15 protein-coding genes are annotated in these 15,298 nt (G+C 64.1%); 9 read left to right on the top strand and 6 right to left on the bottom strand.

Annotated elements, in window-relative coordinates; genetic code table 11:
* Positions 1-6 precede the first annotated feature (6 nt).
* Both AC1RRT_RS17295 and AC1RRT_RS17290 read left to right on the top strand, forming a co-directional pair.
* Positions 7-1,554, top strand: a complete 1,548-nt coding sequence (locus AC1RRT_RS17295) for a tetratricopeptide repeat protein (RefSeq protein ID WP_493015055.1) — start codon at positions 7-9, stop codon at positions 1,552-1,554.
* Between the two features lie 33 nt (positions 1,555-1,587).
* Entirely contained in the window at positions 1,588-2,889 is a 1,302-nt protein-coding gene (locus tag AC1RRT_RS17290) for a hypothetical protein (protein WP_493015054.1), read from the top strand.
* Positions 2,890-2,902: 13 nt separating this feature from the next.
* Here the strand turns inward: AC1RRT_RS17290 and AC1RRT_RS17285 are convergent, their stop codons facing one another.
* Together AC1RRT_RS17285 and AC1RRT_RS17280 are read right to left on the bottom strand one after the other, a co-directional pair.
* Positions 2,903-3,205: a hypothetical protein gene (locus AC1RRT_RS17285; protein ID WP_493015053.1), complete on the bottom strand. Its 303-nt coding sequence runs from the start codon at positions 3,203-3,205 to the stop codon at positions 2,903-2,905.
* A gap of 136 nt (positions 3,206-3,341) precedes the next feature.
* Positions 3,342-4,403, bottom strand: coding sequence for a Fe(3+) ABC transporter substrate-binding protein (locus AC1RRT_RS17280; RefSeq protein WP_493015052.1), 1,062 nt, complete (start codon positions 4,401-4,403; stop codon positions 3,342-3,344).
* A 232-nt stretch (positions 4,404-4,635) separates the two neighbouring features.
* Here AC1RRT_RS17280 and AC1RRT_RS17275 point away from each other — a divergent pair, with 232 nt between their 5' ends.
* Together AC1RRT_RS17275 and AC1RRT_RS17270 are read left to right on the top strand one after the other, a co-directional pair.
* Positions 4,636-6,210 carry an MHYT domain-containing protein gene (locus AC1RRT_RS17275; protein ID WP_493015051.1) on the top strand — a complete coding sequence of 525 codons (1,575 nt, stop codon included), beginning with the start codon at positions 4,636-4,638 and terminating at the stop codon, positions 6,208-6,210.
* Entirely contained in the window at positions 6,210-6,587 is a 378-nt protein-coding gene (locus AC1RRT_RS17270) for a response regulator (protein WP_493015050.1), read from the top strand. The genes AC1RRT_RS17275 and AC1RRT_RS17270 overlap by 1 nt, the downstream gene beginning before the upstream one ends.
* A 9-nt stretch (positions 6,588-6,596) precedes the next feature.
* Here the strand turns inward: AC1RRT_RS17270 and AC1RRT_RS17265 are convergent, their stop codons facing one another.
* The 4 genes from AC1RRT_RS17265 to AC1RRT_RS17250 form a co-directional block, all read right to left on the bottom strand.
* Positions 6,597-7,040 (bottom strand): response regulator, encoded by a 444-nt coding sequence (locus AC1RRT_RS17265; protein ID WP_493015049.1) that lies wholly within the window; start codon positions 7,038-7,040, stop codon positions 6,597-6,599.
* 133 nt (positions 7,041-7,173) lie between these two features.
* Positions 7,174-7,968 carry an alpha/beta fold hydrolase gene (locus AC1RRT_RS17260; protein ID WP_493015189.1) on the bottom strand — a complete coding sequence of 265 codons (795 nt, stop codon included), beginning with the start codon at positions 7,966-7,968 and terminating at the stop codon, positions 7,174-7,176.
* An 11-nt stretch (positions 7,969-7,979) separates the two neighbouring features.
* Complete coding sequence (locus AC1RRT_RS17255; RefSeq protein WP_493015048.1) at positions 7,980-9,530, bottom strand: benzoate-CoA ligase family protein; 1,551 nt, start codon at positions 9,528-9,530, stop codon at positions 7,980-7,982.
* A gap of 55 nt (positions 9,531-9,585) precedes the next feature.
* Positions 9,586-10,053 (bottom strand): flavodoxin domain-containing protein, encoded by a 468-nt coding sequence (locus tag AC1RRT_RS17250; protein WP_493015047.1) that lies wholly within the window; start codon positions 10,051-10,053, stop codon positions 9,586-9,588.
* A gap of 90 nt (positions 10,054-10,143) precedes the next feature.
* On the opposite strand from AC1RRT_RS17250, the gene AC1RRT_RS17245 reads away from it, so the two are divergent.
* The 5 genes from AC1RRT_RS17245 to gpt all read left to right on the top strand — a co-directional run bounded on the left by AC1RRT_RS17245 (position 10,144) and on the right by gpt (position 15,298).
* On the top strand, positions 10,144-11,046 hold the full coding sequence (locus tag AC1RRT_RS17245; protein WP_493015046.1) for a helix-turn-helix transcriptional regulator: 903 nt from the start codon (positions 10,144-10,146) through the stop codon (positions 11,044-11,046).
* Between the two features lie 78 nt (positions 11,047-11,124).
* The gene (boxC, locus tag AC1RRT_RS17240; RefSeq protein ID WP_493015045.1) at positions 11,125-12,804 is read left to right on the top strand and encodes a 2,3-epoxybenzoyl-CoA dihydrolase; all 1,680 of its coding nucleotides are present in this window, start codon (positions 11,125-11,127) and stop codon (positions 12,802-12,804) included.
* Positions 12,805-12,816: 12 nt separating this feature from the next.
* Positions 12,817-14,229 (top strand): benzoyl-CoA 2,3-epoxidase subunit BoxB, encoded by a 1,413-nt coding sequence (gene boxB, locus AC1RRT_RS17235; RefSeq protein WP_493015044.1) that lies wholly within the window; start codon positions 12,817-12,819, stop codon positions 14,227-14,229.
* A gap of 87 nt (positions 14,230-14,316) precedes the next feature.
* Positions 14,317-14,778 carry an acyl-CoA thioesterase gene (locus AC1RRT_RS17230; RefSeq protein WP_493015043.1) on the top strand — a complete coding sequence of 154 codons (462 nt, stop codon included), beginning with the start codon at positions 14,317-14,319 and terminating at the stop codon, positions 14,776-14,778.
* 1 nt (position 14,779) lies between these two features.
* Complete coding sequence (gpt, locus tag AC1RRT_RS17225) at positions 14,780-15,298, top strand: xanthine phosphoribosyltransferase (RefSeq protein ID WP_492970536.1); 519 nt, start codon at positions 14,780-14,782, stop codon at positions 15,296-15,298.

Below are 15,298 nucleotides of genomic sequence, written 5' to 3'. Positions count from 1 at the left end.
TCCAGGATGACCAATTCAGTCAGTGATGCGCTCATGCAGCAGGTTGGCGGCACCGACCCGATCAAGGCCGCCGTTTCGCTTGCCAATCAGGGCAACCTGGATGCCGCGCAGCATATCCTGGAAACGCAGTTGCGCCTGACGCCCAACCATCCTGAAGCCTGGTTTCGTCTGGGCGAGATCCAGACCGCGCGCGGCAACTTCAAGCCGGCCGCGCAGGCTTTCAAGCGAGTCATCGGCCTCGCCCCGCAGATCGAGGACGGCTATGTGCATCTGGGCAATGCCTATCTGCGCAACGGCCGCCTCAGCCAGGCCCTGCAGACCTATCGCGATGGTCTGGCGAAAGTGCCGAACAGCGCGCTGCTGGAATTCAACCTCGGCATCGCCCTGAAGCAGGGTGGCGACATCGACACGGCCATCGTTCATTACAACAAGGCCATCGCCCTGCAGCCGCAATATGCCCAGGCCTATTTCAGCCTCGGCAATGCCCATCGCGAAGCCGGCCGCAACACCGAAGCCGAAGAGGCCTACAAGAAGGCCACCACACTGCAGCCCGAGAATCCCGACTTCCGCGCCAACCTCGGTGCGCATTATGCGGCGCAGAAGAACTATGCGGCCTCGGCCGAGGAATGCCTGCTGGCGCTGAAGGTCGCGCCAAACCACATTCATGCCCTGCGCAACCTGTCGCTGTCGCTCTACCATCTGGGCGCCTATGCCGAAGGCGCCGATGTCACCGTGCGCGCGCTGGCCGTCGCACCGCAAGACACCATGCTGCATTACCATATGGGCGAGATGCTCTACGGCATGGTGCGCGAAGGCAAGACCGACAAGGCGCATGCCATGGCCGATGCCTGGAAAAAGCAGTTCCCCGAGCATTCGGTGGCGCAGCATATGGCCTCGGCGGTTCTGGGCGGCAACATCCCGACCCGCGCCGGCGACGACTATGTGCGCGAGACTTTCGACCGCTTCTCGGCCGATTTCGAAAGCACGCTGGACAAGCTGGGCTACCGCGTGCCCGAACTGCTCTGCGGCGTCGTGACCGAAGCGCTGGGCGACCGAAAGAATCTCGCCGTGCTCGATGCCGGCTGCGGCACCGGGCTTTGCGCACCGTTCCTGCGGCCGGTCTCCTCCGCGCTGGTCGGCGTCGACCTCAGCGGCGGCATGCTGGCCAAGGCGCGCGACCGCAAGCTCTACGACGCCCTGCATGAAACCGAACTGGGCGCTTTCCTCGACAGCACCAAGGACCGCTACGACGTGACGGTCGCCGCCGACGTCTTCTGCTATTTCGGTGCGCTGGACGACAGTTTCCGCGGCATCGCCGCGCGCAGCACGCCGCAGTCGCTGCTCGCCTTCACCGTTGAAGAAGCCAAGGGCGGCGAGATGCCGGCCAGCGGCTATCGCCTCGGCGCCACCGGCCGCTACCAGCATGACGCCGCCTATGTGCGCCGCGCCCTGGAACAGGCCGGCTACAAGATCCTGCGCTTCGAGGAAACCCATGGCCGTGAAGAGATGGGCCAGCCGGTGCCCTGTCTCATGGTGCTGGCGCAGCATGCCTGATACCGGCGCAGCCGGTCAGGCAAGGCGGGCGCCGTGAAGCGGCGCCTGGCCTTCATCGGCATCATCGGCAGTGCCGTGCTGCTCGGTGGCGCCATCGTCACCGTGATCCAGCCCGACTGGCGCACGTCGCAGGAACCGCTGGTCAGCCGGCCGACGCCGATCCACTACCGCTACATCCCCAACTTCATCCCGACCTCGCCGTTCAAGCGCGAGATGAACGGCCGCTACGGTCCGGAATTCCGCGAGCTGCGCGATGCGATCATCGCGCAGAGCCATGACGGTCGCGAACCGCTCTGCTCGACGCAGATCCTGAGCGAGACACGCGACCTGATCAATTACACCAATGCCAATGCCGCGGTGCGTGCGCGACTGGATGACCTGCGCGCCAGCCTGGAGGCGGATGTGCAGGACCACGCCTTCCAGCAGTCGGCCGAGGACGGCTCCTGGGGCGGCTGCTTCAAGGCCTGGTATCTGCGCATGCATGCCAGCGTCGATCCGCTGAAGGAACTCGTCGCCGCCGGCAAGACGCCGCAATTTCCGCTCGGCTTCATGAGTCCGGTGAACACGCCGGAGAAACTGCGCACCAAGCTGGAAGGCCTGCTCGTCTCCGATGTGCCGACCAACGGCGTCGACAACCGCAAGGAGCTCAACCTCACCATCACCGGTCTGGCGCAGCTTCTGTTCATTCCCGAACTGGCCGCCCTGCTGCCGAAAGATATGCCGGCCGCTGCATTGGCCGCCACGCTGCAGGACTTCCTCGACAACAAGGCGCAGAATCCGGAAACCGGCTTCTGGGGCGCCTGGTACATGATCGATGGCGAGCTGCGCAAGACCAACGACCTCAGCATCACCTTCCACGCGATCAGCTATCGCCCCAACGACCCGCCGCATATGAAGGAACTGGCCGACACGCTGTTCGCCATCCGCACCACGCGCTACCCTTACGGCTGGCGCGACCAGGGCACGCAGAACAATCACCATGCCTATGATGTGGCGCGTCTGCTGCGCCGGGCCTGGCCGCATATGACAGCCGAGCAGAAGGCGCGCTCGGCCGCCGAGCTGACCATCATGGTGGCGCGCTCGCTGAACGTCTCGATCCATGCCGACGGCACGTTCGACGAGACGCCCTATGACAGTGCCTCGGAGGCCTATTACTTCGGCGTGTCATTCCTGGACGAGGTGGGATTCTTCCGCTCCAGCCGCCGCTTCTGGACGCCGATGGAAGTCAGCAACCCCGACTCGCTGCGCAGCGTTCTGCTGACCAACCTGCGCAAGCTGGACCAGCGCAACGCCATGGTCGGCGCCGCCCTGCGCAAGCTGGAAGCGCGCGACTGACCTTCCCGCCCTCTTAGCGTCTATTGGCCGCCATGCTGCGGCCCATGTCACTGGCCTTGACCTCGAGCGCATCGAGGCGGTTGTTGATCTCGACGATGTCGGCGGCGACGATCTCAGTATCCGTCGCCAGCGAGGCGATGGCATTCACTGTCGCCACCGAGACGCGGTCGAGCGTTTCCTGCACCCGCGCATTTTCCACCGCCTGGCCGCGCATCACCTGCATGCTGCCGAAATAACCGCCGATCATGCCGCCGCCAAAAGAGAAGGCCAGCATTGCCGCCAGCATGATCAAGGTCCGGTTGCCCGCTTGGGTCATGGTCTGCATCCTGTTCGAGAGATGCCATCATTCTAGCGCAGTTGCGGCGATGAAAAAGGGCGGCCACGAAAAAGGGCGGGGTTTCCCCCGCCCTTCGTGTTTCGTGACTGCCGTCAGGCTTATTTCCAGCCTGCCCTTACTTCCACCCAGCCCGGTCCATCAGCTTGAGCGCGGCCTCGTTGTTGCGACCGAACACCGCCGCATTGATCTGGTCTTCCTTGAACTCGGCCCAGGAGGCGATCACCGGATGCAGACCGACATTGGCGATCACCGGGAATTCGTAATTGCCCTTGGCGAAGTAACCCTGCGCCTGCGCCGAGGCCAGGTATTCCAGGAACTTGATGGCGTTCGCCTTGTTCGGGGCATACTTGGCCACGCCGGCGCCGCTGATGTTGATATGGGTGCCGCGGTCGCCCTGGTTGGGGAAGATCACGGCCAGGTTGGCCACCACGGCCTTGTCCTCGGCCTTGGACGAATTCAGCAGGCGCGCGAAGTAATAGGTGTTGGAAAGCGCCACATCGCCCTCGCCCGCCGCCACCGCCTTGATCTGGTCGGTGTCGCCGCCCTTTGGCGCGCGGGCGAAGTTCTGCACCACATGCTTGGCCCAGGCTTCAGTGCCAGTCTCGCCCAGCGTGGCGATCATCGAACCGACCAGCGACTGGTTGTAGACATTGGTGGAGGAGCGGATCAGCAGGCGACCCTTCCACTTCGGATCGGCCAGATCCTCATAACGGGTCAATTCACCCGACTTCACCTTGTCCTTGTTCACCACGAAAATGCGGGCGCGCTTGGAAAAGCCGAACCAGTGGCCGTCGGGCTCGCGCAGATGGGCCGGGATGGCCTTTTCGAGCGCAGCGTTCTTGATCGGCTGCAGCAGGCCGTTTTCCTGGGCGCGCCAGAGGCGGCCAGCATCCACGGTGATCAGCACGTCGGCCGGACTCTTGTCGCCTTCGGCCTTCATGCGCTGCAGCAGCTGGTCCTCGCCGGCTTCCAGGCGGTTGATCTTGATGCCGGTGGCCTTGGTGAAGTTCTCGTACAGCGCCTCGTCGGTGTCGTAATGGCGCGAGGAATAGAGGTTCAGCACCTTGTCCTGGGCCTGGGCCGAAACCGGGAGGAGGCCGGTGGCGACAACGGCGGCCAGCGCACCCAGCAGGGCAGCGCGGCGAGACAGCGTGATATGGCGGAGAATGGCGAGCATGACGGCTCCTGACGGCGGCTTTTTGTGAATATGAGAATGACTAGCACCCGCAACCTATCACCCCGGTCAAAAGCCTGCAAGACCGCATAAAATTCACATAAACTTTATCCCCACCCGTTGCCAGGAAAGCCCACCGGCCTACCCCTCTTCACGGGCAGGTGACCGAGAAAATCGTTCGACAGGCCTGCAACTTGCTGTATTCAGCGCTCTCGCCGTCCCGGACCTCCAACCCATGCCCGTTGTCGACCTGCCGTATCTTTCCAACAGACTGACCGAGGCCTACCAGCTCGAACTGGTGCTCCTCAGCCTGGCCATCATCTTCTTCGCCAGCATCACGGCGCTCAGCCTGGCCGACCGCATGCGCGCGACCCATGGGCTGAGCCGCTATGGCTGGCTGGCCAGCGCCGCCATCGCGCTCGGCGGCGGCATCTGGGCCATGCATTTCATTGCCATGCTGGCGCTCGATCTCGGCATGCCGATGCGTTACCGCAGCGGCCTCACCCTGCTCTCGATGCTGGTGGCTGTCGTCGTGGTCGGCATCGGCATGGCGCTGGTCGCCTTCCGCAATGCCCGCCTGCCCAACCTGCTGATGGCCGGCGTCATCACCGGCCTTGGCGTCAGCGCCATGCATTACACCGGCATGGCTGCCATGGAGATGGGCGCACAGCTGCAGTGGCATACACCGCTGGTCGTGCTCTCCGTCCTGATCGGCATCGCCGCCGCCACCGCCGCGCTGTGGCTGTCGAACCAGTCGAAGTCGCTGACCTTCAAGCTGGTCGCCGCCACCCTGATGACCATCGCCGTCGCCGGCATGCATTACACCGGCATGGCGGCCGCCAGCTTCATGCCCACCCATGGCGCCCTGGTGCAGCCCGAAGGCATGTCGCCCGAGCTGCTGGCCGTGACGATCGCCGCGGCCTCCTTCGTCATCCTCTTCCTCGCTCTGATGGTCGCGATGTTCGACGAGAACATGGCCAACCGCGCCCAGGCCGAGGCGATCCGCCTGCGCGTGCTGAACGAGCGGCTGGAAAGCATGGTGGCCGAGCGCACCGCCGAACTGCAGGAAGCGCGCGACCGCGCCGTGCGCGCCAGCAACGCCAAGACCGACTTCCTCGCCAGCATGAGCCACGAGCTGCGCACCCCGCTGAACGCCGTGATCGGCTACAGCGAAATCCTGATGGAGGAAGCCCGTGAGCAGGACGCCATCAACGACACCGAGGTCGGCGATCTGGAAAAGATCAATACCGCCGGCAAGCATATCCTGGCGTTGATCAACGACATCCTCGACCTGTCGAAGATCGAGGCCGGCAAGATGGAACTCGCTGTCGAGCGCGCCCAGCTCAAGGACCTGATCGACGACTCCATGGCGGTCTGCCGCCGCCTGCTGGATGCCAACAACAACAGCTTTACCCTGAATAACCGCAGCGAAATCACCCAGCTCGACACCGACGTCACCAAACTTCGGCAGGCCATGATCAATCTGCTGGCCAACGCGGCCAAATTCACCCGCGGCGGCGACGTGTCGCTCGACACCCGCTCCTTCCGCCGCAATGAGGCCGACTGGATCGAGATCGCGGTGCGCGATACCGGCATCGGCATCGCGCCGGAATTCCAGGCCGATATCTTCGAGGATTTCCATCGCGGCGACAGCAACACCGCGCGCCATCATGGCGGCACCGGACTGGGCCTGGCGCTCAGCCGCCGGCTGATCCGCCTGCTCGGCGGCGATATCACGCTGACTTCGGCGGCCGGCCAGGGGTCGACCTTCATCATCGCGCTGCCGGCGCGGATCCAGGGCGCCGAGTGATGGCCAAAGTCCTGATCGTCGAGGACAACGCTCTCAACCGCGACATGCTGGGTCGCCGCCTGGCCAAGCGCGGCTTCGATCTCTGCTATGCCGAGACCGGCGAGATCGCGCTGGAAGTGGCCCCGCGCGAGAAGCCCGATCTGGTGCTGATGGATATCGGCCTAGGTGAAGGCATCGACGGGCTGGAGACCACGCGGCGGCTGAAGGCCCTGCCCGAAACCGCGGCGACGCCGGTGATCGCGCTCACCGCCCATGCACTGGCGACGGATCGGGAGCGCAGCATCGAGGCCGGTTGCATCGACTATGACACCAAGCCGGTCGACCTGGTGCGACTGCTCGTCAAGATCGAGGCGGCGCTGAAGCCCCAGCAGGCTTAATCGGCAGCCTTAGTCGGCAGCAATGGCATCCGTGCCGTTGCGCGTGGCCGTGAGAATGTCGCGCAGCGTGGCGAGCGACACCGGCTTCTGCAGCACGCCGGCGATGTTCAGCCCCTTGGTGCGGCCGATCTCGACAGCGGCGCGGGCGAAATTCGGATTATGACCGGTGATGATGAAGATGGCGGCGCGGCTGCGCTGCGTGGCCAGCCAGGCGATCAGTTCGATGCCGTCTTCATGCGGCATCACGATGTCGAGGCAAATGATCGCCGGCATCACATCTGGATAGGCGGCCTTGAAGGCTTCGCCGCTCTGCACGACGGTAACGGCAAATCCGGCTTTCTCGGCAACGCGCTGCACGAACTCGCCGAAGTCGCGATGGTCATCGACGACCAGAATACGATCTGCGTGCGGCTTGCCGGAAGAATTACCTGAGGGAGAAATGAACTCGGCCATGACCACCTGTTTAAATGGTATTGGTCCGTCTGCAACCTTATTTCACGTAAATGTGTCCGCCCCTACAAGGCAGACCATCGGTTGCATCCTGACGTCGCGAAAACAGGTGCGGATGCAGCCGGAACGGCTAGTCCTACGTGATTAGCCGCCGGCAAAACCGGTCGATCGCCCGCAGGCTCGAGTCGGGCTGGTCGCGTTGCGGCGAGTGCCCGCAGGCTGGCAGCAGCAGGGTCTCCGCGCCCTGGCCGATCTTGACCCTCGCCTTGATGCTGTCGACTTGCGCGGCCGTGCCGTATTCGTCGTCCACGCCCTGGATCACCTGCACCGGCACGGTGATGCGATCGACATAGCCTTCGATGTTCCAGCGCATGAAATCCGGATCGAGCCAGGCATCGCACCAGCCGCGGAACGCGCAATCGACATTGTCGCCATGATACTTGGCCAGACGCTGGCGCAGGTCGCCTTCGGCATAGGCCTTGCCGGCCGCGCGGATCGAGGTGACCGACAGTTCTTCGCAGAAGACATGCGGCGCCATCGCGGTCACCCCCAGCAGGCCCTCGCGATGTGACGATCCGGCATAGATGAGAGAGATCGACGCGCCGTCGGAATGACCGACCAGGATATGGCGCTGGATGCCGAGCGCCGACAGCAGCGCGGGCAGCACCGTCTCGCCTTCATGATGCATGTAGGTCAGCGGCCGCGGCAGGTCGCAGGGCGACGAACCGCCATAGCCGATGCGGCTGTAGACCAGCGCCGGCAGGCCGGTGGCCGTGGCCACTTGATCGGGAAAGTCCTTCCACAGGGCGACGCAGCCCAGGCCTTCATGCAGGAAGACCAGCACCGGCAGCGCCGCATCATGCAGGGCAGAGCCACGATGGCCGATCCAGCGATACTCGAGGCGGCCGGCCGCAATCTGGATCGACTGCATGCCGCTCACGATCAGGCCCGCAGCTTGAAGCGCTGGATCTTGCCGGTGGCGGTCTTGGGCAACTCGGACACGAATTCGATCCAGCGCGGATATTTGTAGGGCGCGAGACGATCCTTCACGAACATCTGCAGCTCGCCGACCAGCGCCTCTTCCGCGATGAATTCCGCCTTCAGCACCACATAGGCCTTAGGCTTGATCAGCTCGTCGGTATCGGCATGGGCGACGACTGCTGCCTCCAGCACCTTGGCATGCGCCAGCAGCGCGGACTCGACTTCAAACGGCGAGACCCAGATGCCGCTGACCTTCAGCATGTCGTCGGAACGGCCGCCATAGGTGTAGTAGCCATCCTTGTCGCAGATGTACTTGTCGCCGGTGCGCGTCCACGGACCATGGAATGTGTTCAGGCTCTTGGTGCGGTTGTTCCAGTAGGCAACGGCACAGGACGGCCCGCTGACCAGCAACTCGCCGATCTCTCCCGGCGCCACATCCTTGCCGTCGTCACCCACCACGCGCAGGTCATAGCCGGGCACGGCCTTGCCCGTGGTGCCGTAGCGCACTTCGCCCGGGCGGTTGGACAGGAAGATGTGCAGCATCTCGGTCGAGCCGATGCCGTCGAGAATCTCGACGCCGAACAGCGCTTCCCAGCGCTTGCCGATATCTTCGGGCAGCGCCTCGCCCGCCGAGACGCAGCGCCGCAGCTTCGCCGAGACGCTGTCTTTCTTGATCGCCGGGTCGGCGAGGATGCCCGCATACAGCGTCGGCACGCCGTAGAAAATGGTGGCGTTATGGTCCTTCAGCCGCTTCATCACGGCCGCCGGCGTCGGGCGTTCGGCCATCAACACGCCAGTGGCGCCGACATGCAGCGGGAAGGTCATGGCATTGCCCATGCCGTAGGCAAAGAACAGCTTCGCCGCCGAGAAGACGACATCGTCCTCGCGGATGCCCAGCACCTCCTGCGCATAGAGCACAGCCGTGTGCACCAGGTCGCCATGCAGATGGATCGTACCCTTGGGCGAACCGGTCGAGCCCGACGAATAGAGCCAGAAGCCGATATCGTCCGGCGTGGTGGCAGCCGGCTCGAGCTGGTCGGACTGCTCGTCCATCAGTTTGCTGAGCGGCGACATCGAGGGCGGCACCTGGCCCGAGATCAGCACCTTCTCCAGATAGGGCTGGTCCGAGACGATCGGACGGAAGCGCTCCATCAGCGCATCGGACACGCAGAGCACCACGGCGCGGCTGTCGCGCAGCATGAAGTCATAGTCCGGCGTGGTCAGCAGCGTGTTCACCGGCACCGGCACGGCACCGATCTTCATCGCGCCGAAGAACATGGCCGGGAAATCGATGCCATCCAGCAGCGCGATCAGCACGCGCTGCTCGGGCTTCACGCCCTGACTTTTAAGCAGATTGCCGGCGCGGTTCACCCGCGCGGCAAGATCCGCATAGGTGTAGCTGCCCTTGTCGTCGATGAAGGCGGTCTTCGCCCCGCGGCCTTCGGCGATATGACGGTCGACGAAATGCGTCGCCGCGTTATACCGGCGCGGCAACTCCAGAAAGCGCGGCATGGTTTCCTCCCGGGAAATCTCTTTAGTCTTCGCCGCCCGCTATGTCTGCGGACTGTTATGCAGCCTTGGCCAGTGGGGCCACCTGCTCCGCCCATTCCACCGCCCAGGCGATGCCGTCCTCTTCCGGCAGCGAGCCGCCCGAGGCATTGTGCTGCATGCGCTCGCCCACCACGGAGGCATTGAGGCTGCGCACCGCATCCTCGAACTGCTTGCCGCCGTGATTGAAAGTGTCCTGGTAGGTCGTGTCGCCCAGGCCGATGATGCCGACATACTTGCCAGTCAGGTCGGGCCGCACCGCCAGCAGATCGGAGAGGAAATCGCGGGCATTGTCGGGCACGTCGCCCTGGCCATAAGTCGAGGTGACGATCAGGAAGGCGCCCGGACGCTCGAACACGGCGGCCTTCAGGTTGTCCATCAGCAGGATGTCGACGCCGTGGCCCTTGCCCTCCAGCGCCTTCTTCACGTCGCCGGCGACCAGCTCGGCGGTGCCGGTCATCGTGCCGACCAGAATGGAAACCTGCATGGACTGACCTTTCCTCAGACTGCTATCGAGGCCGAACTATAACGCATCATATGCTGGCGCTCCAGTGTAATTTGCACTATAGTGCATCACATGAGCGAGACCCGGGACAAAACCGCCCCCGAAGATACCGCCTTCCTGCAGGTGGTGGGCGAGCGTGTTCGCAATGCCCGCGCCCGCCGTGGCATGAGCCGCAAGATCCTGGCCAAGGATTCCGGCGTTTCCGAACGCTACCTCGCCCAGCTTGAAGGCGGCGCCGGCAACATCTCCATTCTTCTGCTGCGCCAGATCGCGCGCGCCATGGACCTGCCGATCACCGATTTCCTCGGCGACCGCGCGCAGATCGGCGTCGACCAGGCGCTGCTGCTGCGACAGATCGAGGATCTCTCGCCCGAACAGTTGCAGGAACTGCAAAGCTTCGTGCGCGACCGTTTCGGCGTGGCGCCCGGTGTGAAGCGCCATATCGCGCTCACCGGCCTGCGCGGCGCCGGCAAGACCACGCTGGGCAAGCTGCTGGCCGCCCATTTCGGTCTCCAGTTCGTCGAGATGGCCAAGGAAATCGAGGCTGAAGCCGGGCTGTCGCTGAACGAGATATTCGATCTCTATGGCCAGTCGGCTTATCGCCGCTTCGAGCGCCGCGCACTCGAACGCGTCACCGCCGATCCCGGCCCCAAGGTGATCGCCACCGGCGGCAGCCTGCCGTCCGAGCCCGGCACCTACGCCCATCTGTTGACGCATTGCTTCACCATCTGGCTGAAGGCCGCGCCCGAGGAACATATGGGCCGCGTCGTCGCCCAGGGCGACATGCGCCCGATCACCGGCCAGTCGGAAGCGATGGCCGATCTCAAACGCATCCTCACTCAGCGCGAAGCCCTCTATGCCCGCGCCGACATGGCCTTCGATACCGCCGGCAAATCGGTGGAGGCCGCTGCGGCCGAGCTGGGCGCCGCTTTGAAGGCTCATCCGGCCTGGCTGGCCCGGGAGGCTGCTGAATAGCAGCGATAGCTGCAAGATAATTCTTGCTTCGACTCGATAATGCATTATAATGCACCTTGCAGTCAGGGAGGATTATCAATGGCCGAACAACTCAACGGCACGCACCAGCCGGTCGATTTCCGCACCGAGCCGAGCCAGTACAAGCACTGGAAGCTGACCTTCGACGGCCCCGTCGCCACCCTGGCGATGGATGTCCGCGAGGATGGCGGCCTCCGCCCCGGCTATGAACTGAAGCTCAATTCCTACGATCTCGGCGTCGATATCGAGCTGCATGATGCCGTGCAGCGCCTGCGCTTCGAGCATCCCGAAATCAAGTCGGTAATCCTCACCTCGGGCAAGGAGCGCATCTTCTGCGCCGGCGCCAACATCCGCATGCTCAACCAGTCGGCGCATGGCTGGAAGGTCAACTTCTGCAAATTCACCAACGAGACCCGCAACGGCATCGAAGACGCCACCGCTGAGTCGAAGCAGACCTACATCGCCGCCGTGAACGGCCCCTGCGCCGGCGGCGGCTACGAACTGGCGCTGGCCGCCGACTACATCCTGATGGCCGATGACGGCAACACCTCGGTGTCGCTGCCCGAGGTGCCGCTGCTGGCCGTGCTGCCGGGCACCGGCGGCCTCACCCGCCTGGTCGACAAGCGCATGGTGCGCCGCGACCGCGCCGATTTCTTCTGCACCATCGAGGAAGGCATCAAGGGCAAGCGCGCCGTCGACTGGCGTCTGGTCGACGAAGTCGTGCCGCGCACCAAGCTGGCCGAAGCAATGCGCGAACGCGCCGTCAGCCTGGGTGAGAAGTCCGACCGCCCCGCCAATGCCAAGGGCATCGCGCTGTCCAAGCTGGAGCGCAAGATCGAGGGCGACACCATCCGCTACAGCCATGTCGAGGCCAAGATCGACCGCGCCAAGGGCATCGCCGAGATCACCGTGCATGGCCCCAAGGATGCCGCCCCCGCCTCCGTCGATGCGATCCAGGCCCAGGGCGTCAACTTCTGGCCGCTGGCTTTTGCGCGCGAGATGGACGACCTGATCCTGCATCTGCGCACCAACGAAGAGACCACCGGCATGTGGGTGTTCCGCAGCCGGGGCGATGCCGATCTGGTCGCCGCTTATGATGAAGCACTTGAGCGCTATAAAACCAATTGGCTGGTGCGCGAGATCCGCCTGTTCCTCAAGCGCGTGTTCAAGCGTATCGACGTCTCCTCGCGCTCGACCTTCGCGCTCATCGAACCCGGCTCCTGCTTCACCGGCACGCTGCTCGAACTCGTCGTGGCGTCTGACCGCGCTTACATGCTTGACGGCCAGATGGAAGGCGACAACCGCCCGCCTGCCACGCTCCGCCTGACCGAGCTCAACTTCGGCGCCTATCCGATGGGCAACGGCCTGAGCCGTATCGCCAGCCGCAACCTCGATGACCTCTCGCGCGTCGACAGCATCAAAAAGCTGATCAGCCAGGATCTGGATGCCGAAGCCTCCGATGAGGCCGGCCTCGTCACCTTCACGCCCGATGACATCGACTGGGAAGACGAAGTGCGCATCGCCATCGAGGAGCGTGCCGCCTTCTCGCCCGATGCCCTCACCGGCATGGAAGCCTCGCTCCGTTTCGGCGGTCCGGAAACGATGGAGACCAAGATCTTCGGTCGCCTCACCGCCTGGCAGAACTGGATTTTCCAGCGTCCAAACGCCGTCGGCGAACAGGGCGCGCTGAAGCAGTACGGCACCGGCCAGCGCGCCGCCTACGACCGCAAACGCGTCTAAGGGAGATCGATCATGGCTATCGACTACACGTCCCGCATTCCGAACAACGTCAATCTCTCCGACAACCGCCGCCTGCAGCGCGCGCTGGAAGACTGGCAGCCGAAGTTCCTCGACTGGTGGTCCGATATGGGCCCCGCCGGCTTCCAGGCCCGCGAAGCCTACCTGCGCACCGCCACCAGCGTGGATGCGCAGGGCTGGGCGCAGTTCGGCTATGTGAAGATGCCGGACTACCGCTGGGGCATTTTCCTGGCCGAGCCGGAAGCCGGCCGCAAGATCAACTTCGGCGACCACAAGGGCGATGACGCCTGGCAGGAAGTGCCCGGCGAGTATCGCGGCGTACTGCGCCGCCTGATCGTCACCCAGGGCGACACCGAGCCGGCCTCGGTCGAGCAGCAGCGCCTGCTCGGCCAGACCTGCCCATCCCTTTACGACATGCGCAACCTCTTCCAGGTCAATGTGGAGGAAGGCCGTCATCTCTGGGCCATGGTCTACCTGCTCGATGCCTATTTCGGCCGCGACGGCCGCGAAGAGGCCGAAGCCCTGCTGCAGCGCCGCTCGGGCGATGACGACAAGCCGCGCATCCTTGGCGCCTTCAACGAGGCGACGCCGGACTGGCTCAGCTTCTTCATGTTCACCTTCTTCACCGACCGCGACGGCAAGTTCCAGCTCGCCTCGCTGGCCGAGAGCGGTTTCGATCCGCTGTCGCGCACCTGCCGCTTCATGCTGACCGAGGAAGCCCACCACATGTTTGTGGGCGAGACCGGCATCAGCCGCGTGATCCAGCGCACCTGCGAAGTCATGCGTGACTTCAAGACCGACGACGTGCGCAAGCATGGCGTGATCGATCTGCCGACCCTGCAGAAGTACCTGAACTTCCACTTCTCGGTGTCGGTCGATCTGTTTGGCTCGGAAATCTCCACCAATGCCGCCAACTACTACACCATGGGCATCAAGGGGCGTTTCGACGAGACCCGCATCGACGACGACCACAAGCTGACCGACGCGGCCTACAAGGTTCTCGAGCCTCACGGCGACGGTTTCCGCGAGAAGGAAGAAGCGGCGCTGATCGCGCTGAACGAACGCCTGCGCGACGACTACGTGGCTGACTGTGCCCGCGGCGTGATGCGCTGGAACCAGGTGATCAAGCGTCACGGCATCGACTTCGAGCTGAAGATCCCGCACCGCGCCTTCCACCGCCAGATCGGCCAGTTCGCCGAACTGCGCGTCGACCCGCAGGGCAAGATCATCAGCCAGGCCGACTGGGACTCCAAGCATCATGCCTGGCTGCCCACCGAGGACGACCGCCTCTATGTCATCAGCCTGATGAAGCCGGTGACCGAGATCGGCAAATACGCCAACTGGATCGCCCCGCCGGCGCGCGGCATCAACAACCAGCCGGTCGATTTCGAATACGTCCGGTCGTAAAACGGTTCCCTCCCAGACAAACAGGGCGTCCGAATCCCCTTCGGACGCCCTTTTTTTTGCCCGGCAGCCTCCGTATCATCCCCGCCCATGAGCGATTCAAAGAGCTACAGCCCTGACCACCCCTTCTCCGTGCCGCGCATCGTGCAGTGGGGCGAATGCGATCCGGCCGGCATGGTCTACACCACGCAGTTCCTGGATTACGTGATGGAGACGCTGGAAGCCTTCTGGCGCGAGGTCGTCGACGTCTGGTTCCTGCGCCTGCACAAGGAATTCGGCCTCGGCGCCCCCACGGTCAGCACCAGGCTGGATTTCCAGCGCGCGCTGAAAGGCGGCGATGCCTTCACGGTCGAGCTGCGCATCGAGAAGATCAGCCGCTCCACCATCACCTTCGACATCAAGGGGCGCAACGCGGCCGGCGAGGTCTGCTTCACGGCCACCCATGTCTCCTGCATCGTCGATGAGAAGATTCTGAAATCCGTGGAAATCCCGGACATGGTCCGCACGCCCATGGAAGCCTATCGCCGCGCCACCACGGCGCCGGGAGCCTGACATGACCGAGACCCATGGCTACACCAAATTCTTCCCCGTCTCCTGGGAAGAACTGCATCGCCACTGCAAGGCGCTGGCCTGGCGCCTGCTCGATGCGGCGCAGGCCAATGGCGGCAAGTACAAGGGCATCGTCGCCATCACCCGCGGCGGCCTGGTGCCAGCGGCCATCGTGGCGCGCGAACTGAACGTGCGCGTGATCGAGACCATCTCCTGCTCGACCTATAACGAGCTGGAGCGCGGCTCCAAGGTCAACATCCTGAAGGACGCCACGGCGGCCCTGCCCGATCAGGGCGAAGGCTGGCTGATCGTCGACGACCTGGTCGATACCGGCGTCACCGCGAAAGCCGTGCGCCAGCTGCTGCCGAAAGCGCATTTCGCCACCATCTACGCGAAACCTTCCGGCCGGCCGATGGTCGACAGCTACATCACCGAAGTGAGCCAGGACACCTGGATCCTGTTCCCCTGGGACACCGAAGCGGTGATGTCCAAGCCGATCGTGGAACTGCGCAGCGGGCTCTGA

The sequence above is a fragment of the Ferrovibrio sp. GW821-FHT12B10 genome, from assembly GCF_058807515.1.
The sequence above is the reverse complement of the archived record's forward strand: the minus strand, read 5'-3'. Positions and strand labels throughout refer to the sequence as shown.

Excerpts from the sequence above, each read along its gene's own strand:
- AC1RRT_RS17295 (WP_493015055.1), top strand. The coding sequence starts at position 7 with ATGACCAATTCAGTCAGTGATGCGCTCATGCAGCAGGTTGGCGGCACC.
- AC1RRT_RS17285 (WP_493015053.1), bottom strand. The coding sequence starts at position 3,205 with ATGACCCAAGCGGGCAACCGGACCTTGATCATGCTGGCGGCAATGCTG.
- AC1RRT_RS17280 (WP_493015052.1), bottom strand. The coding sequence starts at position 4,403 with ATGCTCGCCATTCTCCGCCATATCACGCTGTCTCGCCGCGCTGCCCTG.
- AC1RRT_RS17275 (WP_493015051.1), top strand. The coding sequence starts at position 4,636 with ATGCCCGTTGTCGACCTGCCGTATCTTTCCAACAGACTGACCGAGGCC.
- AC1RRT_RS17270 (WP_493015050.1), top strand. The coding sequence starts at position 6,210 with ATGGCCAAAGTCCTGATCGTCGAGGACAACGCTCTCAACCGCGACATG.
- AC1RRT_RS17265 (WP_493015049.1), bottom strand. The coding sequence starts at position 7,040 with ATGGCCGAGTTCATTTCTCCCTCAGGTAATTCTTCCGGCAAGCCGCAC.
- AC1RRT_RS17260 (WP_493015189.1), bottom strand. The coding sequence starts at position 7,968 with ATGCAGTCGATCCAGATTGCGGCCGGCCGCCTCGAGTATCGCTGGATC.
- AC1RRT_RS17255 (WP_493015048.1), bottom strand. The coding sequence starts at position 9,530 with ATGCCGCGCTTTCTGGAGTTGCCGCGCCGGTATAACGCGGCGACGCAT.
- AC1RRT_RS17250 (WP_493015047.1), bottom strand. The coding sequence starts at position 10,053 with ATGCAGGTTTCCATTCTGGTCGGCACGATGACCGGCACCGCCGAGCTG.
- AC1RRT_RS17245 (WP_493015046.1), top strand. The coding sequence starts at position 10,144 with ATGAGCGAGACCCGGGACAAAACCGCCCCCGAAGATACCGCCTTCCTG.
- boxC (WP_493015045.1), top strand. The coding sequence starts at position 11,125 with ATGGCCGAACAACTCAACGGCACGCACCAGCCGGTCGATTTCCGCACC.
- boxB (WP_493015044.1), top strand. The coding sequence starts at position 12,817 with ATGGCTATCGACTACACGTCCCGCATTCCGAACAACGTCAATCTCTCC.
- AC1RRT_RS17230 (WP_493015043.1), top strand. The coding sequence starts at position 14,317 with ATGAGCGATTCAAAGAGCTACAGCCCTGACCACCCCTTCTCCGTGCCG.
- gpt (WP_492970536.1), top strand. The coding sequence starts at position 14,780 with ATGACCGAGACCCATGGCTACACCAAATTCTTCCCCGTCTCCTGGGAA.